Source organism: Bradyrhizobium sp. MV1.5, assembly GCF_055807615.1.
Window position 1 is genome coordinate 116,198 of record NZ_JBVVPL010000005.1, and the last position, 23,320, is coordinate 139,517.

A 23,320-nucleotide genomic window follows, 5' to 3' on the forward strand; every position below is an offset into this window, starting at 1 on the left:
GGAAGTCCAGCGCGGCAGCCCGCCGCGCTCCTATGCCCCCGCCCGCGCTTTTCGGGCCGCGATCTGCTGAAGGGCCCAGCGCGCGTTCTTGCGCACCTCGGGATCGGGATCGTCGGCGATGACGGCAAGGAAGGCTTCGCCGTCGTGGTGGGCGATCTCGCCGAGCGCAGCAGCCGCCTCTTTCCGCAAATTGGCCTGGTCGTGGTTGACGCAATTGCCGATCGGGCGAACCGCGCGCTCGATCTTCATCCGGCCAAGGCTGCGGATTGCCTTCAGACGCACCTGCCAGAACTCGTCGGTGAGCGAAGCGATGAGCGGGTCGGCGGCGATCGAGCCGTTGACGTTGAGGCCCAACGTTTCCGCGGCCATCTCCCGCACCATCCAGTCCGAATCTTTCAACGCGCGCGTGATCATCTCGGCCGCCGGCTTCATCTGCGAGAAGGCGAGCGCGCTGACGGCGGCACGGCGCACATGCGCGTCGGAATCGTTGATCAGCGCGGTCAGCGCCGGAATGGATTCCTCCAGTTTGAGGAACCCAATCACCCCGATCGCCTGCACCCGTACGGCGGCATCGGAATCCTGGAGCGCTTCCAGCGCGGGTTTCAGCGTATCCTTGCAGCGCAGCTCCTTCAGCGCGCGCAACGCGCCCATGCGGACGAAGGCGTGGGCATGCTTGACCAGCGGCAGGATGATTTCGGCGCAAGCGGGATCCTTGAATTCGGCCATGCTGTCGGCCGCGGCGGCCGCGACGATCCTTTCAGGATCGACCAGCAGCTTCACCAGCGCGCTCGCGGCCTCCGGCCCGTCGAACTCGCCAAGCGCCATCGCGACCTGCTGGCGCACGCCGGCATCGGGATCGGCGACCATTTTGGCGAGATGGCCGACGGCGGCGGGATCGCCGGAATGGCCGAGCGCGATGATGGCAACGCGGCGCTCCCCTGGATCGGCGGCCTGGAGCCGCTCGTCGGCATCTTCGAGATCGTCGTAGGATTCGAACGGGCTCGACATGGCTACCTCAGGAGATAGGGAATGTTGACGGTGACGGCGCCGGTCGGGCAATCCGCCTCGCAGGGCATGCAGTACCAGCATTCGTCATAGGCCATGTAGGCCTTGTTGGTCATATCGCTGATACGCAGCACGTCGAGCGGACAGACGTCGACGCACACGGTGCAGCCTTTGTCAGCGATGCATTTGGCGTCGTCGACGACCACCGGAACCGATGTCTGATAGGAAGCGAGAGGCATCGTATGTCTCCTAGTATTTGTGCGGCGGGTCAGGCTGTCGCGCGGATGCGCTGCTTGTCGTAGAGATCCTTCTCATCGTCGGCGATCGGTACGATGTAGGGCTCCACGGCACGCTTCTCGCTGGTCATCTTGCCGTCCTGCTTGCTGAGCAGCGTGTGGCAGAACCAGTTCTCGTTGTCCTTCTCCGGAAAATCCGTGCGCCAGTGATAGAGGCCCCAGCGGCTTTCCTCGCGGTAGAGCGAGGCATGCACTGCCATGTCCGCGCAGTCCATGATCGACTGGACTTCGAGCGCGCGAAGCAGTTCGTGCGCGTTGCGCGCGATCATGCGCTCCTGCATGTCCTCCCTCGCTTCGGCGAGCCGGCGCATGCCGAGCTCGTATTTGCGCGTGACTTTCGGCGGCTGGAGATAGTCATTGACGAGGCGCCGGGTCTTGTACTCGATCTGGTTCGGCGGAATGCCGTCCTCGCGTTTGGTTGGAGCCATGACGCGGTCACGTTCGCTGGCGACATCGGCCGCGTCGAATTCCGCGAAGTCGTGATTGTCCGCGAATTCCATCGCGTCGATGCCGGCGACCGAACCGTTGGTGAAGGCACCTAGCATGTAATTGTGCGGCACGCTGGCCATGTCGCCGGCGGCATAGAGGCCCGGCACGGTGGTGCGCGCGTTGTCGTCGACGAACACGCCCGACGCACTGTGACCGGAGCAGAAGCCGATCTCGGAGATATGCATCTCGATCGACTCGCTGCGGTAGTCGACCCCGCGCCCCTGCTGGAACAGGCCGCGTGTGGGCCGCTCGACCTTGTGCAGCGTCGATTCGATCTCCGAGATGGTGTCGGGATGGAGATGCTTGAGCTGGAGAAACACCGGGCCCTTGCCGGACAGCAGCTCGTTGTAGAACTCCAGCATCATCTGGCCGGACCAGTAGTCGCATTCGATGAAGCGCGATCCCTCGTTGTTGGCCGTGAAGGCGCCGAAGGGACCGGCGACATAGGCACAGGCCGGGCCGTTATAGTCCTTGATCAGCGGATTGATCTGATAGCATTCGAGGTTCGCCAGTGCCGCACCGGCGTGATAGGCCATGGAATAGCCGTCACCGGAATTGGCAGCGTTCTCGTAGGTGCCGAACATGTAGCCGGAGGTCGGCAGGCCGAGACGGCCGGCGGCGCCCATGCACAGGATGACGGCCTTGGCCTTGATCACCAGCATCTCGGCGGTGCGGGTGTTGACGCTGATCGCGCCGGCAATACGTCCGTCGGCGGATTTGAGGAGCCGCGTCGCCATGTAGCGGTTGGAGATCAGGATGCGGGCGCGACGGAGCTGGCGATACAGCGCCTTCTTCACGGTCTCGCCGTTCGGCATCGGCAGCACGTAGGTGCCGATGTGGTGGACCTTCTTGACGGCGTAGTCGCCGTTCTCGTTCTTCAGGAAGCGGATGCCGAAACTGTCGAGTTCCTCGATGATCGAGTAGCAGTTCTGCGCGTATTTGTAGACCGCCTTCTGATCGACGATGCCGTCATTGGCGATGGTGATTTCCTTGGTGTACTGCTCCGGCGTCGCGTAGCCGGGAATGACGGCGTTGTTCAAGCCGTCCATGCCCATCGAGATCGCGCCGGAGCGCTTGACGTTGGCCTTCTCGAGCAGGACGACGTTGGCCTTCGGATTCTTCAGCTTCGCCTTCAACGCCGCCATCGGGCCGGCAGTGCCGCCGCCGATGACGAGCACGTCGCAGGAAACCTCCGAAAGTCCGTCGACGATCTGATCTAGTGACATCGCTTGCTCCTGGCTCGCCGGCAGGTCCGGCGCCTTTGCATCAGATTTGTTCAGCAGGCGTCCCGGCGATAGCAATTAGTTGTCGCCGGGCTGCGATTTGCGCCTCAGCGCTCGACAAAGGCCTTTTCGATCACGAAATGGCCGGGCCGGCTGTGATTGCCCTCGACAAACCCGCGCCCAGAAAGCATCGCGGGAAGTTCCTCCAGCATCGCCGGGCTGCCGCACAGCATAATGCGGTCGGTCTCGATATCGAGGCCTGATAGACCGATGTCGTCGAACAGCTGGTTCGACGCGATCAGGTCGGAGATGCGGCCGCGATTCCTGAACGGCTCGCGGGTAACGGTGGGATAGTAGACGAGCTTGTCCCGAATCAGCGGCCCGAAGAACTCGTGATCGCGCAAGCCTTCGACGAGGTGCTCGCCATAGGAGAGCTCGGAGACCTGGCGGCAACCATGGGCGAGCACGATGGTCTCGTAATTCTCGTAGACGTCGGGGTCCTTGATCAGGCTGGCGAAAGGCGCGAGCCCCGTTCCGGTCGAGAGCAGCAACAGGCGTTTGCCGGGAATGAGATTGCCGGTGATCAGCGTGCCCGTGGCCTTGCGGCCGACCAGGATGACGTCCCCCTCTCTGATCTTCTGAAGGCGCGAGGTCAGCGGACCGTCCTGCACCTTGATCGAGAAGAACTCGAGCGCCTCCTCGTGATTGGCGCTCGCCATGCTGTAGGCCCGCAGCAACGGCTTGCCCTCGACTTCCAGCCCGATCATCGCGAATTGGCCGTTCTGGAAGCGGAAGCCCGGATCGCGCGTCGCGGTGAAGCTGAACAGGCTGTCGGTCCAGTGCCTGACCGACAGGACCGTTTCCTTCTGAAATGCGCTCATTGTCTCTCCTGACCTCGATTGCGCACAAGGTTTCGGAGAGACAGGAATCCGGCAACGCCGAACTGAAATTCCCGGTCGATTAGTTTCACATTTCGTAGGCGATGATCGAACAGCAGGCAGCGAAGATCAGCGTCGCGCACCTGCGCCTGGCAATTAGTTGCTATCGCCGCAGCACTGCGGCAACGTAGAGAAGGCTCGGAGACACGTCATGACCTTGGTGGCACCGACCGTGGCAGATTACGAAGCAAGCGCCGACCTCGCGACGCTGCGCGTCCGCACCGCTGAGGACGACACGCTGGACTTGCCGGCGGAAACGCTCCGCCTCTCCTGCAAATGCGCCCACTGCACCCGCGCCCGCTTCGACGGCCGCTTCCCCGAGCGGTTTCCAGGCATCGCAATCACCGAGATCGGCGATCTCGGTTACGGGCTGAACATCTCGTTCTCGGATGGGCACAATCGGGGGATTTACCCGAAGCCGTATTTGCTGAGCTTGGCGGGGCGCTAGGCATGACGCAGCCGTGAGATTGGCACCCCAGCGGCCACAAACACCGCTGTCATTCCCCGCGAAAGCGGGCAATCCAGTAGGCCGCGCCCTCACCGTCTCCCACTGACGCCTCTGGAATACTGGATCGCCCGCTTTCGCGGGCGATGACAGGGAGAACGCGGCCATCTGGCACGGACATTGCTCCTCTTTAGAACGGTTTGAACGTTCCGGAGGCAGACGATGTTGCAGGCGGCCAATGTGGTTCGCGGGACGGGCCCCGCAACGGCCCGGCCTGCGGGCGGTTCCTCGCTGCTGCTCACCGAGAACCAGCAATGGATCGGCGGACCGCCGGCGTTGATGGACAAGCTCAGCCAGCGCGAACGGGAGCTGGTGCTGAAGCAGGGCCGCCGAAAAGTGCTCAACCGTGGCCAGACGCTATTCAGCCAGGGTGGCAAGCATGACGGTATCTGGCTGATCGAGAGCGGCCGTATCCGGGTGTTCTACACCTCCCCGCTCGGCCGCGAGATCACGCTGGCCTATTGGCATGTCGGCAATTTCGTCGGCGGCCCCGAAGTGTTCGAAGGTACCGTGCATCAATGGTCCGGCGTTGCATCCAGCAATTGCAGCGTGGTGCATCTGCCCGGAAAGGAGCTGCGATCCCTTGCGGTCGAGATTCCGAACCTCGCGATCGGCCTGATTGAAGGCCTGACCTTCAAGGGCAAGTGCTATTCGGCGCTGGCCCAGATGCTGGGAACGCGCTCGATCACACAGCGCCTTGCGCATCTGTTGCTGCATCTCGTCGACCTCTATGGCGTCGATGACGCCGACGGCCGGGTGATCGCGGCCGCCTTCACCCATGCCGATATCGCCCACATGGTCGGCGCCACCAGGCAATGGGTCACGATCAGCCTGAAGCGCATGCAGGAAAAGGGGATCGTGCTGACAAAGCGCTCGCAGATCGTGGTCTGCCGGTCCGACGTGCTGGAAGAGATGCGAGGCCAGGCGGCCGACTGATCGAGCTTGCGACCAGGGCTGGTGCCCATGCAAGCGGCTTTATAGTGCAGGACTGCCCAAGGACTATGCAATCAACTTTTCCCGGCAACTAATCGACTGTGGCGCTCATTCCGGATTTGCCCTGCCCACGCCCTCACCCAATCATGGCAACCACAGCACATCCAACCGAATGAGGATGAGAATGGTCCGCCATCTTCCCACGCTCTCGATCGCGATGTCGGTGACGTCGCTGGCGCTTCTCCTCGCGCAGCCGGCCGCGGCGGAAACTGTCACGCTCGGCATTGGAACGCAGGACACCACGACCAACACGGTGACCGCCGGCGTCGTCATCCGCCAGCTCCATCTCCTCGAAAAATATCTGCCGAAGGACGGCAAATACGCCAACATCAAGTTCGAGCTGGAGTGGCAGAACTTCACCTCCGGTCCGCCCGTCACCAATGCGATGATGGCGAACAAGCTGCAGATCGGCATGATGGGCGACTATCCGCTGATCGTGAACGGCTTCACGTTCGACAGCAATCCGGAGAGCAAGAGCCGGCTGGTCGGCATGGCCGCCTACAGCCTGTCGGGCTCCGGCAACGGCATCGTCGTTCACAAGGACTCGCCCTACTATGATCTCGCGGATCTCAAGGGCAAGCTCGTCAGCGTGCCGTTTGGCTCGGCCGCGCACGGCATGGTGCTCAAGGCGATGCAGGACCGCGGCTACGCGTCGGATTTCTTCCAGCTGGTCAGCCAGAGCCCGGAGGTCGGCTCGACCAATCTCCAGGAGAAGAAGATCGACGCGCATGCCGATTTCGTTCCGTTCGCCGAGCTGCTGCCGTTCCGCGGTTTTGCGCGAAAGATCTTTGACGGCGTCGAGACCAATCTGCCGACCTTCCACGGCATCGTGGTGCGCACCGATTTCGCCGAGAAATATCCCGAGGTCGTCGTCGCATATTTCAAGGCCCTGATCGCCGCCAATCAGTGGCTGCGCGACGATCCCAAGCTCGCCGCGGAGAAAATCCAGGAATGGACCGGCATCAACAAGGAGGTCGTCTACATCTTCCTCGGCCCCAGCGGCAACATGACCACCGATCCCTCGATCAAGCCGGCGCTGATCGACGCCGCTGCGGCCGACGTCAAGGTGCTGCAGAACCTCGGCCGGATGAAGGAGTTCGACCCGAAGAAGTGGGTCGACGACAGCTACATCCGCAAAGCCTATGCCGAGATGAAGCTCGACTACGACGCGCGGCTCGCGAGCGCCAGCAACTACGAGATCTCCGGCGAAGACTCCTTCTGCAAGAAGCCGATTGCCGATCCGCGCAAGGCCGGCGAGGTCTGGATCGACGAGGCAGGCATCATGCCCTTCTCGTCGGCCAGTTGCACGCTCGCCGCCTATGCCGACTACAAGGCCAAGGGCAAGAAGATCAACGTCGCCTACGTCTTCGATACCACCCGCGGCATCAAGCTGTTCGCCGACCAGGCTTTCTTCGCGGTCGGCAATGGCGAGGTTGCGCCGTTCCTGTTGAAGAAGGACGCCGAAGCCTATGCCGCCAAGACCAGCGGCAAGGTGCTCGGCTTCGACGACGCAGTGAAGGCGGCGGTCGGCGGGGGCAAGACGTGAGCAGTCCCGCCCTCCTCAGACATCCCGAGGACAGCATGCCGGCAAGTGCAATCGCGGAGGCAAGCGCCTTGCCTGCCTCCACGCCACCCGCATCCCCACCCTCCTTCGGCACACTCGCGTTGCGCTGGTACCGGCTCAACCGGGGCGGGCTGCGCGCGACCGCGATCGGCATCATCTCGCTGCTCGCTTTTCTGCTGGTCTGGCATCTGCTGACGACCTATCGCGTCGTGTTCTTCGTGCGCTTCACCAACGTGCCCTCGCCGCTCGCGGTCTATGCGAGCTTCACCAAGGCGATCCACGATCCCAAATTCCTGCTGCACGTGCTCTTGAGCTGCCGGCGCATCTTCTTCGGCTTCTCGCTCGCGGCCATCGTCGCCGTGCCGCTCGGCCTGATCATGGGCCGCTTCAAGCTCGCCCACGAGATCATCTTCCCCGTGGCGGAGGTGCTGCGGCCGATCCCGGCGATCGCCTGGGTGCCGATGGCGATCATGCTGTGGCCGACCAACGAGCAGAGCATCGTCTATATCACGTTCCTCGGCTCGTTCTTCCCGATCCTGGTCAACACGCTGCACGGCATGTCGCTGGTCGACCCCGTGCTGGTGCGCGCCGCGCAATGTCTCGGCGCGCGGGAGCGCTCGATCTTCCGCGACGTGTATTTTCCGGCCTCGCTCCCGCACATCTTCACTGGCCTCACCGTCGGCATGGGCGTGGCCTGGGTGTCGCTGATCGCCGCCGAGATGATCTCGGGGCAGTACGGCATCGGCTATTTCACCTGGGAGGCCTATTCGCTGGTCCAGTATGCCGACATTGCGCTCGGCATGATCGCGATCGGCGTGCTCGGCCTCGGATCGAGCATGCTGATCCGGGGGGCCGGACAATTGGTGATGCCGTGGAGGTCAAGATGAGCGAGATCGTTGTCAAGGCACCGCAGGGCCATATCGAAGTCAGGAATTTCTCCCTCAGCTACGACAGCATCGAGGGGCCGGTCGAAGCCGTCACCGATACGCAGATTCATGTGAATCCGGGCGAGTTCGTCTCGATCGTCGGTCCCTCCGGCTGCGGAAAGTCGACGCTGCTCAATGCAGTCGCGGGTTTCCTCAAGCCGACCACGGGCATCGTCACCGTCGACGGCGAGAAGGTGAACGGCCCCAGCGCCGAGCGCGGCATGGTGTTTCAGCAGTATTCGCTGTTTCCCTGGAAGACGGTGCGGGAGAACGTGGAGTTCGGCCTGAAGATGCGCGGCATGCCGCGCTCGCAGCGCGAGCGCGCTGCGCGCACGCTGCTGGGGCTCGCGGGCCTCGAAGCCTTCGAAAAGCATTATCCCGAGAAACTCTCAGGTGGCATGAAGCAGCGCGTGGGCATCGTCCGCGCGCTCGCGACGGGACCCAAAGTGTTGCTGCTGGACGAGCCCTTCGGCGCGCTCGACGCGCAGACCCGCGTCATCATGCAGCAGATCCTCACCAACATGTGGCAGCGGCTGAAGATCTCGGTGCTGTTCGTCACCCACGACATCGACGAGGCGATCTTCCTGTCCGACCGCGTCTACTGCATGACCGCACGCCCCGGATCGATCAAGGCGGAGATTCCGATCCCGCTGGAGCGGCCGCGGCAGCAGTCGATGATGATGTCGTCGGAATTCCTTGCATTGCGCCGCGGACTGATGTCGCTGATCCGCGAGGAGAGCATCAAAGCGATGGGCGGCGAGCTCAACGACATGGGCATGCAGGGGCTGAACATCGAGCTGCACGGGCATTCGCTCGCGGATGTGATTTAGCGATTTCTCGACGGTTACTTCCCTTCTCCCCTTGTGGGAGAAGGTGGCGCGAAGCGCCGGATGAGGGGTATGCTTCCGCGTGCTCTCTGCTACAGATTGACTCGCGGATAGAACCCCTCACCCGTCTCGCCGCTGCGCGGCGAGCCACCCTTTCCCACAAGGGGGAGAGGGTGCACTGCCATCGCCGCGCGATTGCTTCTACTTGAACCAGTGCACCAGCGCGATGCTGATGCCGAGCAGTAGCAACAGCGACAACGTCACGGCCGCCGTCACCCTGCCCCCGACATTGGCCAGCACACGGACGTCGACACCCAGGCCCAGCGCCGCCATCGACACCACCGTGAGAAAGCTGGTGATCTTCGTCACCGGACCGACCACCGTGGCCGGCACGATCTCCAGGGATCGCAGGGTCGCCAGCGCAAGGAAGCCAAGAATGAACCACGGGACCAGGCGGAAAAAGCCGACATTGGTCTTCTTGGCGTCGCTGTGCCAGCGCGAGGCCGTCAGCGAAAGGCCGACGACGACCGGCCCGAGCATCAGCACGCGCATCAGCTTGACGAGCGTGCCGATCTGCGTCGAGACGAGCCCGGCCGGCACCGTCGCGGCCAGCACCTGCGGCACGGCATAGACGGTGAGGCCTGCGAGGATACCGTATTGCGTGGCCGATAGCTGCAGCAGCGGGATCAGCAGCGGCAGACCGAGCACCATCATCACGCCGAGGATCGCGGTGAAGGAGATCGAGGATGCGATCTCGTCATTGTTGGCACCGATGATCGGCGCCACCGCCGCAATCGCCGAGTTGCCGCAGATCGAGTTGCCGCAGGCGATCAGGATCGAGAGCCGCGTCGAGAGACCGAGCAGGCGGCTGATGCCGAAGGAGACGCTGAGCGCGATCACGACAATGGCTGCGATCGATGCCAACAGCGCGACGCCGGACGCAGCGATCGCGGCAAAGCTGATCGAGGCCCCCAGCAGCATGACGGCGACTTCGAGCAGTTGCTTGGCGCTGAAGGCGATGCCGGACTGCCAGCGCGGCGCAGGCTTCCAGAAGCTGCGCACGGCCATGCCAAGCAAGATCGCCATCACCAGCGCCTCGACATAGGGATGTTCGAAGACGCCCAATTCCGCCCGTTCGAGCAGGGCCGAAACGCCGGCCACGGCGATGCAGAGGAGGATCCCGGGAATCAGCGCGACGATGCGGCTGGTGGCCGTGGTCGGCTTGGCGTCGGCCGGGCTGGATGCTTGATTCTGCGACACAAATCTCTCCCAGAGGAGAAGGATTTATACGCAGCGCCAGCCGATTGGGAAATAAGTTTTCGACATATCAGAGCCGAGGGAAGTTCTATCCTCAGCCCGGAATATGAACCTCCTCCGAATGAGTGGACACCTGTAGTAGGCTCGTTGAGCCCGGAGGTGTCGAATGGAACGTCAACGTCGTTCGTTTACTGAAGAGTACAAGCGCCAGGCCGCCGAACTGGTGGTATCGAGCGGTCGCTCGATCGGGTCGGTTGCCAAGGAACTCGGTCTGCGCGACTCGGTATTGCGACGCTGGGTCGATAAGCTCCGGCAGGAGCCGGCATCGGCGGCGTGGCGCTCCACCACGCAGGCGACGCCGATGTCGGCGGACCAGGCTTCGGAGATCTCCCGCCTGCGCCAGGAGAACGAGCGGCTGCGCATGGAGCGCGACATTTTAAAAAAGTCGATCGCGATCTTCGCCGGAACCCGGACATGAGCTTCCGCTTCATCGAGGATCACCGCGAGACCTATCCGGTACGCTTGATGTGCGCCGTGCTCGAGGTCTCACCGGCCGGTTATTATGCCTGGCGCGAGCGTCCGGTGAGCGCGCGTGCGGGCTCCAAATGGAGCTAAAAGCCGCTTAAACCCGTCCACTTTTTCGGGGGAAGATCAATAATCCGGCTCGGAAGGTCAGGCGCCCTTTAGAAGATCAGGCGCGCCTTAGAAGATCAGGCTCTTGGCCAGCGAGGCGACGCGGCTGAAGCCGTCGTAGACGCCGGGCTCGAAGAAGGCCGCGCGCGCCAGCACAATGCCGGCGACCAGCGACCAGAACAGGCCGGCACCGACCCGCAGCAGAAGCTTTGACCCGCGCGAGCGCGGCTGGGTGTCCGTTGCGGACACCAATTGCTCGCCGAAAGGCTCAAACCTGGTGCGTTCCATAGCAATCAATCCATCAATTTCTGATGGAAATGTCGTCGTTTCGGCTCCAAACAGCAATGGAAGCGATTGGCTTTTTTGCCTCCCGGAGGGGAAACTCCTTCCGCCGGACGGACCCGGGGCAATAGTTTTCTTCTTCCGGCCTATTTTAGCACCCGCGCCCCGGTTGGCAGGTAGCGCCGCGCTATGAAAGGAATCTGCCTATGCCAAACCCCCGCGTGCGCATCTACACGGATTACAAGAGCCCCTACGCGTTCGTCGCCAACAAGCGCCTGTTCGAACTGCAGGAGACGCACGGCGTCGAGCTCGAATGGCTGCCCTATACGCTGCGCGTCGCCGAATTCATGGGGACCGTGGAAGAGCGCACGCCGCATTTCTGGCGCAAGGTGCGCTACGCCTATATGGACGCACGGCGCTATGCCAATGCGCAAGGGCTCGTCATGAAAGGTCCCCGGCGGATCTACGACGCGTTCTACTCCAGCGTCGGCATGCTATTCGCCCAACAGCACGGCTTCTTCCGGCCTTATCACGACACGGTGTTTCGTCGGTTCTGGAGCCATGAGCTCGAGATCGACGATCTCGCCGCAATCACTGACGTCATCACGTCCTGCGGTGGCTCAGCCAGCGAGTTCGAAGCCTACGTCAACGGCCCTGCCCGCGCCGAACACGACCGCATCATCGACGAGGCCGAAGCGCTTGGCGTGTTCGGCGTACCGACCATGGTGTTCAACGGCGAGCTGTTCTGGGGCGGCGACCGCATCGACATGCTGATCGAACGCATCGAGAAGCCCGGGACGATCGAGGCCGCGCTCGGTAGCCGCTATCGCAAGCCGGTATGAGCAGCAACGCTACGCCGCCAGTCCACTCTCCACCGGAGCAAACTCCAGCCCTAGGCTCTCCGCCACCGCCTTGTTGGTGATGCGGCCGCGATGCACATTCAGTCCGTTGCGCAGATGTGGGTTTTCCAGCACCGCCGCGAAGCCCTTGTTCGCGAGCATCAGGCCGAACGGCAGCGTCGCGTTGTTCAGCGCCTGGCTCGACGTCACCGGCACCGCGCCGGGCATATTGGCCACGCAATAATGCACGATGCCGTCATCCAGATAGGTCGGATCGGCATGCGTGGTCGGGTGCGAGGTCTCGAAGCAACCGCCCTGATCGATGGCGACGTCGACCAGCACGGCGCCCGGTCGCATCGATGCCAGCATCGCACGCGTGACGAGCTTGGGCGCACTCGCGCCCGGCACCAGCACCGCGCCGATCACGACGTCGGCAGCGAACACCTCCTCCTCGACTGACTCGATGGTGGAGAAGCGGGTGCGCACGCGCCCGGCAAAGAGATCATCGAGTTCGCGCAAGCGGGGGATAGAACGGTCGATCACGGTGACCTCGGCGCCAAGGCCTGCGGCCATGCGCGCGGCTTGCGTTCCCACTACGCCGCCGCCGAGCACGACGACCCGCGCCGGCTGCACACCAGGAACGCCGCCCAGCAGCAGCCCGCGGCCGCCGGCCGAACGCTTGAGTGCGGCGCCGGCGGCCTCGACGGCGAGGCGGCCGGCGACTTCGCTCATCGGCGCAAGCAGGGGGAGGTGACCGGCCGCATCGGTGACGGTTTCATAGGCGATCGCAGTACAGCCGGAGGCGAGCAAACCCCCGGCCTGCTCGGGATCCGGCGCGAGATGGAGATAGGTGAACAGGATCTGGCTTTCGCGGAGCTGGGCCCACTCGCTTTTCTGGGGCTCCTTCACCTTCACGATCATGTCGGACTTCGCGAAGATGTCGCGCGCGCTCTCGGCAATGGTGGCCCCTGCCCGCCTATAGACTTCGTCGGAGGCGCCGATGCCGCCGCCCGCGCCGGTCTCGACTGTCACCTCGTGCCCTGCTGCGACATATTCGCGGACTGCGCCCGGGGTGAGCCCGACGCGATATTCCTGTACTTTGATTTCCTTGGGCACACCCACGCGCATCCCGGGCCTCCTTTTGATTCACCTCATGATCGTAGCGACCTACCCGGTTTGGTTTCGTGCAAATATCCGCTAGCTTTGGCCTCCCTGCGCCGGTTTCCGGCGCGCAAACGCCCTTTCACGCTGGAAACGAAACTTTGGCCCTCGACCGGAAAGATCTCGCCATTCTCGCGGAACTCACGACCAATGCGCGGGCCAGCCACACCGAGCTCGCCAACAAGGTTGGCCTGTCCAGCACCGCGCTCGCGCGGCGGCAGAAGACGCTCGAGGACGACGGCTACATCCAGGGCTATCAGGCCGCACTCGACCTCGCACAATTCGGCCTCACCACCACGGTGCTGGTCCGTATCGCGCTGGAAAGCCAGAGCGACGAGGCGTTGAAGGCGTTCGAGGCGGAGGTGGTGAAATGCCCGTCCGTCGTGCGCTGCTTCCTGATGTCGGGGACCGACGACTACATTCTGATCGTGCTCGCCCGCGACATCCAGGATTTCGAGCGCATCCACCGCATGGAGCTGTCGCGCCTGCCGCGCGTCGCGCGGGTACAATCGAGCTTCGCGCTGCGCGAGGTTGTCAACCGCGCCGTGCCGAATGTGGTGTTCGGCGAAGCAAAGCGCTGACCGCAACCTCTCGGAAAGGCGAATTGCCTCCAAGGAACCAACCGGCCGGTGGTCCGTTGGGCGCTATTGGCCGTCGGAGGCGTGCCCCCCGCGTCGACACGGCTGACGTCCGGCATCGTCGCCGTCGCAGGGAGCAGGACATGGGCGATCTCACGCATCAGATTCCCGAACGCATTCCGATTCAGCTTGTCGTCAACGGCGTCAGTCACACGCTCGATCTCGTGCCGTGGACCACGCTGCTCGATGCCTTGCGCGACCATCTTGCGCTGAGCGGCACCAAGAAGGGCTGCGACCATGGTCAGTGCGGCGCCTGCACGGTGCTGGTGGACGGCCGGCGCGTCAATTCCTGCCTCACGCTCGCCGTCATGAAGGACGGCGCGGAGATCACGACCGTCGAAGGTCTTGCCAAGGATGGCGCGCTGCATCCCCTGCAACAGGCTTTCATCGACCATGACGCCTTCCAGTGCGGCTATTGCACGCCGGGACAGATATGTTCGGCGGCCGGATTGCTCGCCGAAGGCCGTGCCAAAGATACCGACGAGATCCGGGAGTTGATGAGCGGAAACCTCTGCCGCTGCGGCGCCTATCCGAACATCGTCGCCGCCATCCAGCAGGCAATGGGCCAGCCATGAACAACTTCCAGTACGCTCGAGCCACTGATGTCGCCGACGCCATCCGCTTGCTCGCCGCCGATCCCGGCGCAAAACTCATTGCCGGCGGCACAAATCTGATCGACCTGATGAAAGAGAATGTCGAACGCCCCACCCGGCTGATAGACATTTCCCGCCTGCCGCTGCGCAAGGTCGAGGAGACACCCGGCGGGTCCTTACGCATCGGCGCCCTGGTGCCGAACTCGGACCTCGCCTACCATCCACTTATCGAGCAGCGGTATCCCCTGCTCGCCAGCGCCATCCTGGCCGGCGCCTCGGCGCAATTGCGCAACATGGCCTCCGTTGGCGGCAATCTGATGCAGCGAACGCGCTGCGCTTATTTCTATGACACGGCCACGCCCTGCAACAAGCGACATCCCGGCAGCGGTTGCTCGGCGATGGACGGCCTCAACCGCAACCATGCGATCCTGGGCACGAGCGCCGCCTGCATCGCGACCAATCCATCCGACATGAGCGTGGCGCTTGCCGCGCTCGATGCGCTCGTGCACATCGCGGGTCCCTCCGGCGAACGCACCATCGCGCTGACCGATTTCCATCGGCTGCCCGGCGATAAGCCTCATGTCGATACCAATCTCGGCACCGGCGAAATCATCACAGCGATCGAACTCCCGCCGGGCGGCTTTGCTCAAAACTACAGCTATCTGAAAATTCGCGACCGCATGTCCTATGCTTTTGCTGTGGTCTCGGTTGCCGCCGCGCTCGAATTGCAGGGCAACGCGATCAGCGGGGCACGCGTGGCGCTCGGCGGCGTGGCTCACAAGCCTTGGCGCAGCCTCGAAGCCGAAGCGGCGTTGCGCGGCCAGGCTGCGACGCCCGACCATTTCGCCCGCGTCGCGGAACTCTTGCTCCAGGGAGCAACGGCCCGCTCCCATAACGGCTTCAAGGTCGAACTCGCACGCCGGGCCATCGTGCGGACGCTGACACAGGCGGCGAACGCCACGCCGCAATCCCAGGCCCACAAGAAGATCGCGTGAGGACCCTATGAACGCTTATGTGGGAACGCCGACGTCGCGTGTCGACGGCCGGGCCAAGGTCACCGGGGCCGCCAAATACGCCGGCGAATTTCCGGCCGACAGGCTCCTCCATGGCTTTGTCGTCGAGGCCACCATTCCACGCGGGCGCATTGCACGCCTCGACAGCAGTGCGGCGCTGCAGGTCGAGGGCGTGCTCGACGTGCTCACGCATGCGAACCGTCCGCCGCTCGCCGACAGCGACGAGTCCTGGAAGGACGAGGTTGCACCGGACGGGTCGCCTTTCCGTCCGCTTTACGATGACACGATCAAGTTCAACGGCCAGCCGATCGCACTTGTCGTCGCGGGGGACTGGGAAACCGCGAAATTCGCCGCGACGCTGGTGCGGGTCGAATATGAGCAGCATGGTTTTGCGACCGACCTCGAAGGCGAGCGCAGCAACGCTGCCGAGAAGGACAAGCCGCATAAGCCGCGCGGCGACGCCGCAGCCGCCCTTGCGGAAGCTGATGTGCGCCACGAGGCGGACTACGTGATACCGACCGAGCATCACAACCCGATGGAACTCTATGCGACCACGGCGGTCTGGGACAGCAGTGGCAAGCTGACGATCTACGACAAGACTCAAGGCGTCCAGAACGTCCACAAATTTCTCTGCGGCGTGTTCGACAAGATGCCCGATGACATTCGCGTGGTCTCGCCATACGTCGGCGGCGCCTTCGGCTCCGGTTTGCGGCCGCAATATCAGGTGGTACTGGCAACGCTCGGCGCGCTCGCGCTGAAGCGGTCCGTTCGCGTCGTGCTGACGCGGCAGCAGATGTATGGGCTCGGCTACCGGCCGATGACCATCGAGCGCGTCGGGCTGGGCGCAATGTCCGACGGTACGCTCGATGCGGTCACGCACGAGGCCATTGCCGTCACCTCGCGCTATGAGGATTTTGCGCGCAACGATACCGGCTGGGCTGAACAGCTCTACAAGAGCCCGAACAGCCGCTTCTCCCACAAGCTGGTTCACCTTGACGTCTCCACACCCTGCGACACGCGCGCACCGGGCGCGGCGTCGGGCGTCTGCGCGCTCGAATGCGCGATGGACGAACTCGCGGCGGCACTCAAGCTCGACCCGGTCGAGCTGCGGCTGAAGTGCTACTCGGATCGCGACCAGAGCGAAAACCTGCCCTACACCAGCAAGCAGTTGCGCGAATGCTACGCGCGCGGCGCGGACGCCTTCGGCTGGAGCAAGCGCAATCCTGCACCGCGCTCGATGCGCGACGGCAAGGATCTGGTCGGCTGGGGCATGGCGACGGGTGTGTGGGAAGCACTGCAGATGCCGGTCGCCGTCCGTATCGTGCTGACGTCGAACGGACATGCCGAGGTGTCCTGCGCCGCATCCGACATCGGCACCGGCACCTACACCATTGTCGCGCAGGTCGCGGCCGATGCGCTGGGCCTGCCGATCGAGAACATCAGCGTCAGGCTCGCAGATTCCAGTCTGCCGCAGGCGCCGGTCGAGGGCGGCTCCTGGATGGCTGCCTCGAGCGCACATGCGGTGCTCGCAGCCGCCGAGGAGGTGCGCAAGGAGCTGTTAGGTCTGGCCGGGAAAATCCCAGGCTCGCCGCTTGCCGGCGCCGAGTTGGCCGATACGGTCCTGATCGACGGCAGCATTGCCGGGGCCAGCGACACCAGCCGTGCGGTCTCGATCGCCGACGCGATGCGCCATGGCGGCGTCGAACGCATCGAGAAGGAAAAGCTCAACCAGTTCGGTGAGGACAAGAAGCACGCGCGCAATACCCATTCAGCCGTCTTTGCCGAGGTCAAGGTGGACGAAGAGCTGGGCGTCATCCGCGTGACGCGGGTCGTGAGCGCCGTCGCGGCCGGGCGGATTCTCAACACCAAGACTGGCCGCAGCCAGATCATGGGCAGCGTGGTCTGGGGAATCGGGATGGCACTGCACGAGGAGACGGTGATGGATCACCGCTTTGGCCGGATCATGAACGCCAACATCGCCGAGTACCATATTCCCGTGAATGCGGATGTTCACGACATCGACGTGATCTTCGTCGACGAGCCGGACAATCGTATCAACAAGCTCGGCATCAAGGGATTGGGCGAGATCGGCATCGTCGGCGTCCCCGCCGCGATCGCGAACGCCGTCTATCATGCCACCGGCAAACGCATCCGCCGCTTCCCGATCACACTGGACAAGCTACTCGACTGAGCCGCCGGTCATCCGACCCGGCCCGCTCGGGATCGCGCCCCCTGTCATCCAGCTGTCATCAAATGTGTCGAGACCTGTCGGTCTCGCACATTCGGGATGGACAATGGACTATTTCAAGCGCTTCAACTTCCTGTTCGCCGCACCTGTGTTCGACGCCGACGACCTCGAAGGCGTGCGCTTCAACCAGATCATCGAGGAGATCCAGCGTTCCGGCTTCGAGGTCGTTCGCGCCCGCAAGCTGGAGGACGCGGAGATGGCGGTGCAGACCGATGCCGCGATCGGCTGCATGGTGGTGGATTGGGGCAAGAAGGGCCTGGAGGGCAAGACCTCGGCGCTGATCAATTTGATGCGGCGACGCGGCCTCGATTTCCCGATCATCCTCCTGATCCGGCGCAAGCGGTTCGAGGATCTCCCGGTCGAGGTGCTCGACTTCATCGACGGTTATGTCTTCCTGTCGGAGGAGACACCGACCTTCATCGCCAAGAACCTGATCAGCCGTCTGAAGCAATATGCGGAGACGCTGAAGACGCCGTTCTTCGGCGCGCTGGTCGACTATGCCGAGGAGGGCAACCAGCTCTGGACCTGTCCGGGCCACAATGGCGGCGTGTTCTACAACCGCAGCCCCATCGGACGGGTCTTCGTCGAACATCTCGGCGAGTCCGTGTTCCGCGACGATCTCGACAATTCCGTGCTCGACCTGGGCGACCTCCTCACCCATGAAGGACCGGCGTTGAAGGCACAGAAGGAAGCCGCCCAGATCTTTGGCGCGGAAAAGACCTACTTCGTGCTCAATGGAACCTCGACCTCGAACAAGGTTGCGCTCGGCGCCCTCGTCACCGACGGCGATCTCGTACTGTTCGACCGCAACAATCACAAGGCCGCCCATCATGGCGCGCTGATGATCAATGGCGGCGTCCCGGTCTACGTGCCGACCATCCGGAATGCCTGGGGCCTGATCGGCCCGATGCGCTGGGATATGCTCGACGAGAAAACCTTGCGCGAGGCAATCCGCAATCATCCCCTGGTCACGGACAAGGACGCCTGGCGCAAGGAACGGCCGTTCCGCGTCGCCGTGGTCGAGCAGTGCACCTATGACGGCACCATCCACAGCGCCGAGATGATCTTGAAGCGCATCGGCCATCTCTGCGAGTACATCCTGTTCGACGAGGCCTGGGCCGGCTTCATGAAGTTCCACCCGCTCTATGCGGGCCGCTTCGCCATGGGGCTGGCGAACCTTCCCCCCGAGGCACCCGGGATCATCGCGACGCAGTCGACCCACAAGCAGCTTGCGAGCTTCTCGCAGGCATCCCAAATCCACATCAAGGATCGTCACATCCGCGGCCAGAAGCGACGCGTCGAGCACCGCCGCTTCAATGAAAGTTTCATGCAGCACGCTTCCACGTCGCCATTCTACCCGCTGTTCGCCTCGCTCGACGTCGGCGCGCAGATGATGAAGGGCCGCTCCGGCGAAGTGCTGTGGGACGACACCATCCGGCTCGGCATCGAGCTGCGCAAGAAGATCCGCGCGATGCGCAGGGAGTTCGAGGAGAAGGAGCAGAATCCGGACAGGCGCTGGTTCTTCGAACCCTTCGTCCCCGATCGCGTCGCCATTCCCGATGTCAGCCACGCCGGCGCTTCGCACAACGTCGCCTGGGAAACACTCTCCACCGACGAGCTCGCCACCAATCCTGCGCTGTGGCAGCTCTCCCCCGACAGCGCCTGGCATGGCTTCCCTGGCCTCAGCGAGGGCTTCGCCATGACCGATCCGAACAAGCTGACGCTGCTCACGCCCGGCTTCGATCGCATCACCGGCGGCTATGTCGATCACGGCATCCCCGCTCCGGTCGTCGCGCAATATCTGCGCGAGAACCGCATCGTCCCCGAGAAGAACGACCTCAACTCCCTGCTCTTCCTGCTTACTCCGGGCGTCGAGGCAAGCAAGGCGGGCACGCTGATCTCCGGTCTCGTCGCCTTCAAGCGGCTGCACGACGACAATGCGCTGCTTGCGGACGTTATCCCGGAGTTCTCCCAGCGGCGGCAGGCGCGCTATGCCGGCGTGCGGCTGCGCGACCTCTGCGGCGAGATGCACCGCTTCTTTCGCGCCGCCGACGTCAGCGCGCTTCAGGCGCGACAGTTCATGCCCGAGCACATGCCTGACATCGCGATGTCGCCCCGCGATGCCGCGCGCTACCTGTTCCGCAACGATGTCGACTATCTGCCGATCGAGGCGATCACGGGCCGTATCGCCACCACACCCTTCGTGGTCTATCCCCCCGGCATCGCCACCATCGTGCCCGGCGAGCGGCTGACGGAACGGGCCAAGCCCATGCTGGATTATCTCAAGATGTTCGAGACCTGCTTCAACACGTTCCCGGGCTTCGACGTGGAAATCCAGGGCGTCTACAAGGAGATCGATGCGCAGGGGCGCATCGGGCTCTATACTTACGTCGTTACCGAGTAGGTGCCGATGAACGAAACTGCGATTGCGCGCCCGGATGACGGGCCGGTCCTGGTCCGGCCCTCTCGCGAGAGCGATGTCGAGGCGATGCTGGCGATCTACCGCCATCACGTCCGCAACGGCGTGCCGCGCGACGTCGAGGGAACCGGTGCGCCCGAGCCGGACGATCTGCGCGACCGGCGCAAGAACCTGAAGCAGACCCGCCTGCCGCATCTGGTCGCGGCCTACCGCGGCGAAGTCGTGGGCTATGCCTACGCCGTGCTGTTCCGCAAGCGTCCAGCCTATCGCTACACCGCCAAGCATTCGATCTACGTCCACCACGAGCATCTTGGCCGCGGGGTCGGACGGCTGTTGCTCCAGGAATTGATCGATGCTTGTGCAGCCGCCGGCTTCCGCCAGATGATCGGCTATATCGATGCCGACAACGCCCCCTCGCTGGCGTTGCACGAGAAGTTCGGTTTCGCGCGCGCCGGCCTTCTGCGTGGTGTCGCCTATCGCCACGGTCACTGGTCCGACACCGTCATGGTACAGCGCTCGCTCGGCGCTGGCGTCACTGCGCCACCTGTCACGGCGCCCCGGCGCTAGGCCCTCACGATGGAAAGTCAGCCGGTCTGACCTGGATGCGGTCGGCATGCAACGACCAGTGGTGCAACGCCTGGTCCTCGCAAAACCTCGCCTTCGCCCGCTCTCTGGCTTCGTCCTCGTCGGAAGCGTCGATCTCAAGCGTGCCCTGGCACACCTCGATCTGCCGGCCGTACTGGCCGAGCACGTCCTTCATGAACCTGACCACATAAGTTGACATGGGACCTCCTGCCTGCCCCGGCGGCGCTCACTCTAATCCCATTTAGACGGAATCCGGGAGGGAGATTTTGACGCGGATCAAAATCGGGCGCGGTTCCCCCCCGCCGATCATTAGGCGGCAGGAGCGCCGCCCACGGAAGGACAAAGCGACAGCCGACTACGCCGGCGTCACACCAAACGCCTGCTTGAATCGCTCCGCATAGCGTGGCCAGACCTCGGGATTGATGATGCGCGGCGGGCGCTTGCCGTCGAGCGTCTGCAGCACTTGCTCGGCGGCGATCCGGCCCATGTTCTGCCGCGCCTCGATCGTGACGCCGGCCGTATGCGGGCTCGCCAGCACATTATCGAACTGGAGCAGCGGATGCTCCGGCGGCGGCGGCTCCTTGGACCAGACGTCGAGACCGGCGCCCGCAATGCGCTTGTCACGCAAGGCCTGGAGCAGCGCATCTTCATCGTGGATGAAGCCACGCGCCGTGGTGATAAAGTACGCATGCGGCTGCATCAACCCAAACTCGCGCACGCTGATCATGTTGCGGCTGCCCTTGTCGAGCGGACAGGAGATCGAGACGAAATCGGCGCGGCGCAAGAGCTCGTCGAGCTCGACCTTCTCGCCGCCCCGCTCGGCCATCACCTCGGCCGTCAGGTACGGATCGTAGGCCAGCACCTTCATGCCGAACAGGCCGTTGCACAACGCGGCGATGCGGCGACCGACATTGCCGAGGCCGATGATGCCGACGGTCTTGTGCTCGATCTCGTTGCCGACGAGTTCGTTGCGGTTGACGTTGGACTCCCTGCGGAGCTTGCGATCGGACTGGATGATGCGCTTGGACAGCGTCAGCATCATCGCCAACGCATGCTCGGCGACCGAGTGGGCGTTGCCGCCGGACTGGTTGACGACCAGCACGCCGGCATCGGTGCAGGCCTCGACGTCGACAGGATCGAATCCCGCGCCGTTGCTGGAGACGAGCAGCAGGTTCGGCGCGCGCTTCAGGAAGGCAGCACCGACATGGAAGTGCGGGGCCAGTTCGTCACGGGCGGCCCCGATCTGGTAGACATGAGCCGCTTCGATGATCGGCGCGAAATATTCCTCGGGGCTCTCGTTCTCGATGCGATCGAGCCGGACATCGGGCCGCGCCTTCAGAATGTCGATATAGATCGGGTTGGCCAGATATTTGACGTAGAAGACGCGCTTGCTGTTGACGGACATCAGGACCCTTCCGGCTCTCTCCAGGAGATCCGCAGGGCCCGCGCTTCGCGCGCTCCTGTCATGCGTTCCTCCGTTCTCTTGTTGTTGCCGCTTATGACACGGCGGCACCGGCCGCGGCAGGCCGTCTGGCGCAGATCACGGTGCAGCCCGGACATGTTGACAATCCCGCTGCCTGCGTCAAGTTCGGCAGACCGCCGCGACGGCCAAGACAGGGCTAAGACAATGGCAAAAGACCAAGAAGCATGCGCGGCCGAAGGGAGAACGCAATGCCGATTGCGGAGCAACAGACCTCGTCCGAGGCGGCGCAGACCTCCAGTGACAAGAGCTGGCACGGCATCATCCTGCAAACGCTGAAGCGGAACGAGATCAGCCTCGTCCCCTACGTGCCCGACCGCGTGCTAACGCCGCTGATCAAGAACCTGCACGCCGATCCGTTCTTCACCACCTTTGCCACCGCCCGCGAGGAGGAGGCCGTCGGCATCGTCTCGGGCGCCTGGATGGGCGGACGGCGGGGCGCGGTGCTGATGCAGACCTCGGGCTTTGCGACGCTCGCCAACGTGCTGGCCTCGCTCGCGGTGCCCTACCAGATTCCGCTGATCATGTTCGTGTCCGAGCGCGGCACGCTCGGCGAGTTCAACTACGGCCAGTCATTGGTCTGCCGCACCATGCGTCCGGTGCTGGATTCGCTGGCGCTGGAGCATCACACCATCACCCGGCTCGACGAGCTCGAATTCATTGCCGACCGTTCGATCAAGCAGGCCGTCACGACGCAGGCGCCGGTGGCCCTGATCCTCAACCCGCTGCTCACGGGCGGCAAGGTGTTCGACAAGTGAGGCCGGCCCAAATGAACACAGACGCGCGCAACACCAAAGTGATGAACCGCTTCGACGTCACCTCGCGCCTGATCGCGAAACTCGAGCACGAGGAAGCCGTGATCGGCGGCATCGGCAACACCAATTTCGACCTCTGGGCCGCCGGCCACCGTCCGCAGAATTTCTACATGCTCGGCAGCATGGGGCTCGCCTTTCCGATCGCGCTGGGCGTGGCGCTGGCGCAGCCGGACCGGCGCGTCTTTGCGCTCGAAGGCGACGGCTCGCTGCTGATGCAACTCGGCGCGCTCTCGACGATTGCAGCGTTGAAGCCGAAGAACCTCGTCATGATCGTGATGGACAACGGCATCTACCAGATCACCGGCGCGCAGCCGACGCCGGCCGCGAACGTAGCTGACATCGTCGCCATCGCGACCGGCTCCGGGCTTGCCAACAGCGCCTGGGCCGCAGACGAGGAGGATTTCGAGCGTCTGGTCGAGCAAGCCATGTCGGTCGGCGAGCCCAGCCTGATCGCCGTCCGCATCGATGACAAGCCCGGCGTCGGCGCCACCCGACGCGATCCCGTACAAATCCGGGAACGCTTCATGCACGGCCTTGGCGTGCGCGAGCCGCTTTAACGTTTCGTCATTAACTACACGGCGATCTGATCCT

25 protein-coding genes are annotated in these 23,320 nt (G+C 63.7%); 16 read left to right on the forward strand and 9 right to left on the reverse strand.

From position 1 onward, the window contains the following. Nucleotides 1-30: 30 nt before the first annotated feature. From AC0L2J_RS06910 to AC0L2J_RS06925, 4 genes are all read right to left on the reverse strand, one after another. Nucleotides 31-1,008 carry a HEAT repeat domain-containing protein gene (locus AC0L2J_RS06910; protein ID WP_473388092.1) on the reverse strand — a complete coding sequence of 326 codons (978 nt, stop codon included), beginning with the start codon at nt 1,006-1,008 and terminating at the stop codon, nt 31-33. A gap of 2 nt (nt 1,009-1,010) precedes the next feature. Then, nucleotides 1,011-1,244, reverse strand: a complete 234-nt coding sequence (locus AC0L2J_RS06915) for a 4Fe-4S dicluster domain-containing protein (protein WP_007593252.1) — start codon at nt 1,242-1,244, stop codon at nt 1,011-1,013. A gap of 29 nt (nt 1,245-1,273) precedes the next feature. Next, nucleotides 1,274-3,016: a fumarate reductase/succinate dehydrogenase flavoprotein subunit gene (locus tag AC0L2J_RS06920; protein ID WP_007608408.1), complete on the reverse strand. Its 1,743-nt coding sequence runs from the start codon at nt 3,014-3,016 to the stop codon at nt 1,274-1,276. A gap of 104 nt (nt 3,017-3,120) precedes the next feature. Continuing rightward, entirely contained in the window at nt 3,121-3,894 is a 774-nt protein-coding gene (locus tag AC0L2J_RS06925; RefSeq protein ID WP_007608407.1) for a ferredoxin--NADP reductase, read from the reverse strand. Between the two features lie 208 nt (nt 3,895-4,102). On the opposite strand from AC0L2J_RS06925, the gene AC0L2J_RS06930 reads away from it, so the two are divergent. The 5 genes from AC0L2J_RS06930 (at nt 4,103) to AC0L2J_RS06950 (ending at nt 8,769) form a co-directional block, all read left to right on the forward strand. Then, nucleotides 4,103-4,399 (forward strand): gamma-butyrobetaine hydroxylase-like domain-containing protein, encoded by a 297-nt coding sequence (locus tag AC0L2J_RS06930; protein WP_007608406.1) that lies wholly within the window; start codon nt 4,103-4,105, stop codon nt 4,397-4,399. A 219-nt stretch (nt 4,400-4,618) separates the two neighbouring features. After that, nucleotides 4,619-5,392 (forward strand): Crp/Fnr family transcriptional regulator, encoded by a 774-nt coding sequence (locus tag AC0L2J_RS06935; RefSeq protein ID WP_007608405.1) that lies wholly within the window; start codon nt 4,619-4,621, stop codon nt 5,390-5,392. A 181-nt stretch (nt 5,393-5,573) separates the two neighbouring features. Beyond that, on the forward strand, nt 5,574-6,995 hold the full coding sequence (locus tag AC0L2J_RS06940) for an ABC transporter substrate-binding protein (RefSeq protein ID WP_007608404.1): 1,422 nt from the start codon (nt 5,574-5,576) through the stop codon (nt 6,993-6,995). Then, on the forward strand, nt 6,992-7,900 hold the full coding sequence (locus tag AC0L2J_RS06945; RefSeq protein ID WP_088931024.1) for an ABC transporter permease: 909 nt from the start codon (nt 6,992-6,994) through the stop codon (nt 7,898-7,900). Before AC0L2J_RS06940 ends, AC0L2J_RS06945 begins: the two co-directional genes overlap by 4 nt. Then, complete coding sequence (locus tag AC0L2J_RS06950) at nt 7,897-8,769, forward strand: ABC transporter ATP-binding protein (RefSeq protein WP_007608401.1); 873 nt, start codon at nt 7,897-7,899, stop codon at nt 8,767-8,769. Before AC0L2J_RS06945 ends, AC0L2J_RS06950 begins: the two co-directional genes overlap by 4 nt. Nucleotides 8,770-8,967: 198 nt before the next feature. On the opposite strand, the gene AC0L2J_RS06955 is transcribed toward AC0L2J_RS06950, so the two are convergent. Then, nucleotides 8,968-10,026, reverse strand: a complete 1,059-nt coding sequence (locus AC0L2J_RS06955; protein ID WP_007608399.1) for a YeiH family protein — start codon at nt 10,024-10,026, stop codon at nt 8,968-8,970. 163 nt (nt 10,027-10,189) lie between these two features. Here AC0L2J_RS06955 and AC0L2J_RS06960 point away from each other — a divergent pair, with 163 nt between their 5' ends. Together AC0L2J_RS06960 and AC0L2J_RS06965 are read left to right on the forward strand one after the other, a co-directional pair. Then, on the forward strand, nt 10,190-10,501 hold the full coding sequence (locus tag AC0L2J_RS06960; RefSeq protein WP_473388098.1) for a transposase: 312 nt from the start codon (nt 10,190-10,192) through the stop codon (nt 10,499-10,501). Continuing rightward, nucleotides 10,498-10,638, forward strand: coding sequence for a hypothetical protein (locus AC0L2J_RS06965; RefSeq protein ID WP_473388100.1), 141 nt, complete (start codon nt 10,498-10,500; stop codon nt 10,636-10,638). The genes AC0L2J_RS06960 and AC0L2J_RS06965 overlap by 4 nt, the downstream gene beginning before the upstream one ends. Nucleotides 10,639-10,725: 87 nt before the next feature. On the opposite strand, the gene AC0L2J_RS06970 is transcribed toward AC0L2J_RS06965, so the two are convergent. Then, on the reverse strand, nt 10,726-10,944 hold the full coding sequence (locus tag AC0L2J_RS06970; RefSeq protein ID WP_473388103.1) for a hypothetical protein: 219 nt from the start codon (nt 10,942-10,944) through the stop codon (nt 10,726-10,728). A 200-nt stretch (nt 10,945-11,144) separates the two neighbouring features. On the opposite strand from AC0L2J_RS06970, the gene AC0L2J_RS06975 reads away from it, so the two are divergent. Further along, nucleotides 11,145-11,780, forward strand: coding sequence for a DsbA family protein (locus tag AC0L2J_RS06975; RefSeq protein WP_473388106.1), 636 nt, complete (start codon nt 11,145-11,147; stop codon nt 11,778-11,780). 9 nt (nt 11,781-11,789) lie between these two features. Here AC0L2J_RS06975 and ald read toward each other — a convergent pair whose 3' ends face one another. Then, nucleotides 11,790-12,905, reverse strand: a complete 1,116-nt coding sequence (gene ald / locus AC0L2J_RS06980; RefSeq protein ID WP_473388108.1) for an alanine dehydrogenase — start codon at nt 12,903-12,905, stop codon at nt 11,790-11,792. A gap of 134 nt (nt 12,906-13,039) precedes the next feature. Between ald and AC0L2J_RS06985 the strand changes: the two genes are divergently transcribed. The 6 genes from AC0L2J_RS06985 (at nt 13,040) to AC0L2J_RS07010 (ending at nt 20,416) form a co-directional block, all read left to right on the forward strand. Next, nucleotides 13,040-13,519 (forward strand): Lrp/AsnC family transcriptional regulator, encoded by a 480-nt coding sequence (locus tag AC0L2J_RS06985; RefSeq protein WP_007608389.1) that lies wholly within the window; start codon nt 13,040-13,042, stop codon nt 13,517-13,519. A 140-nt stretch (nt 13,520-13,659) separates the two neighbouring features. Next, a complete protein-coding gene (locus AC0L2J_RS06990; RefSeq protein ID WP_063993016.1) occupies nt 13,660-14,151 on the forward strand; it encodes a (2Fe-2S)-binding protein in 492 nt (163 codons plus the stop codon). Continuing rightward, nucleotides 14,148-15,164 carry an FAD binding domain-containing protein gene (locus AC0L2J_RS06995; RefSeq protein WP_473388111.1) on the forward strand — a complete coding sequence of 339 codons (1,017 nt, stop codon included), beginning with the start codon at nt 14,148-14,150 and terminating at the stop codon, nt 15,162-15,164. Before AC0L2J_RS06990 ends, AC0L2J_RS06995 begins: the two co-directional genes overlap by 4 nt. 7 nt (nt 15,165-15,171) lie before the next feature. Beyond that, entirely contained in the window at nt 15,172-17,373 is a 2,202-nt protein-coding gene (locus AC0L2J_RS07000) for a xanthine dehydrogenase family protein molybdopterin-binding subunit (RefSeq protein ID WP_473388113.1), read from the forward strand. A gap of 103 nt (nt 17,374-17,476) precedes the next feature. After that, nucleotides 17,477-19,834 (forward strand): Orn/Lys/Arg family decarboxylase, encoded by a 2,358-nt coding sequence (locus tag AC0L2J_RS07005; RefSeq protein ID WP_007608384.1) that lies wholly within the window; start codon nt 17,477-17,479, stop codon nt 19,832-19,834. Between the two features lie 6 nt (nt 19,835-19,840). Continuing rightward, the gene (locus tag AC0L2J_RS07010) at nt 19,841-20,416 is read left to right on the forward strand and encodes a GNAT family N-acetyltransferase (RefSeq protein ID WP_473388117.1); all 576 of its coding nucleotides are present in this window, start codon (nt 19,841-19,843) and stop codon (nt 20,414-20,416) included. 4 nt (nt 20,417-20,420) lie between these two features. On the opposite strand, the gene AC0L2J_RS07015 is transcribed toward AC0L2J_RS07010, so the two are convergent. Next, on the reverse strand, nt 20,421-20,633 hold the full coding sequence (locus AC0L2J_RS07015) for a hypothetical protein (RefSeq protein WP_007608382.1): 213 nt from the start codon (nt 20,631-20,633) through the stop codon (nt 20,421-20,423). Nucleotides 20,634-20,789: 156 nt separating this feature from the next. Then, nucleotides 20,790-21,839, reverse strand: coding sequence for a hydroxyacid dehydrogenase (locus AC0L2J_RS07020; protein ID WP_473388119.1), 1,050 nt, complete (start codon nt 21,837-21,839; stop codon nt 20,790-20,792). A gap of 266 nt (nt 21,840-22,105) precedes the next feature. Here AC0L2J_RS07020 and AC0L2J_RS07025 point away from each other — a divergent pair, with 266 nt between their 5' ends. Both AC0L2J_RS07025 and AC0L2J_RS07030 read left to right on the forward strand, forming a co-directional pair. Beyond that, nucleotides 22,106-22,672: a thiamine pyrophosphate-binding protein gene (locus AC0L2J_RS07025; protein WP_063993020.1), complete on the forward strand. Its 567-nt coding sequence runs from the start codon at nt 22,106-22,108 to the stop codon at nt 22,670-22,672. Nucleotides 22,673-22,683: 11 nt separating this feature from the next. Then, entirely contained in the window at nt 22,684-23,286 is a 603-nt protein-coding gene (locus AC0L2J_RS07030; RefSeq protein WP_007608378.1) for a thiamine pyrophosphate-dependent enzyme, read from the forward strand. Nucleotides 23,287-23,320 lie beyond the last annotated feature (34 nt).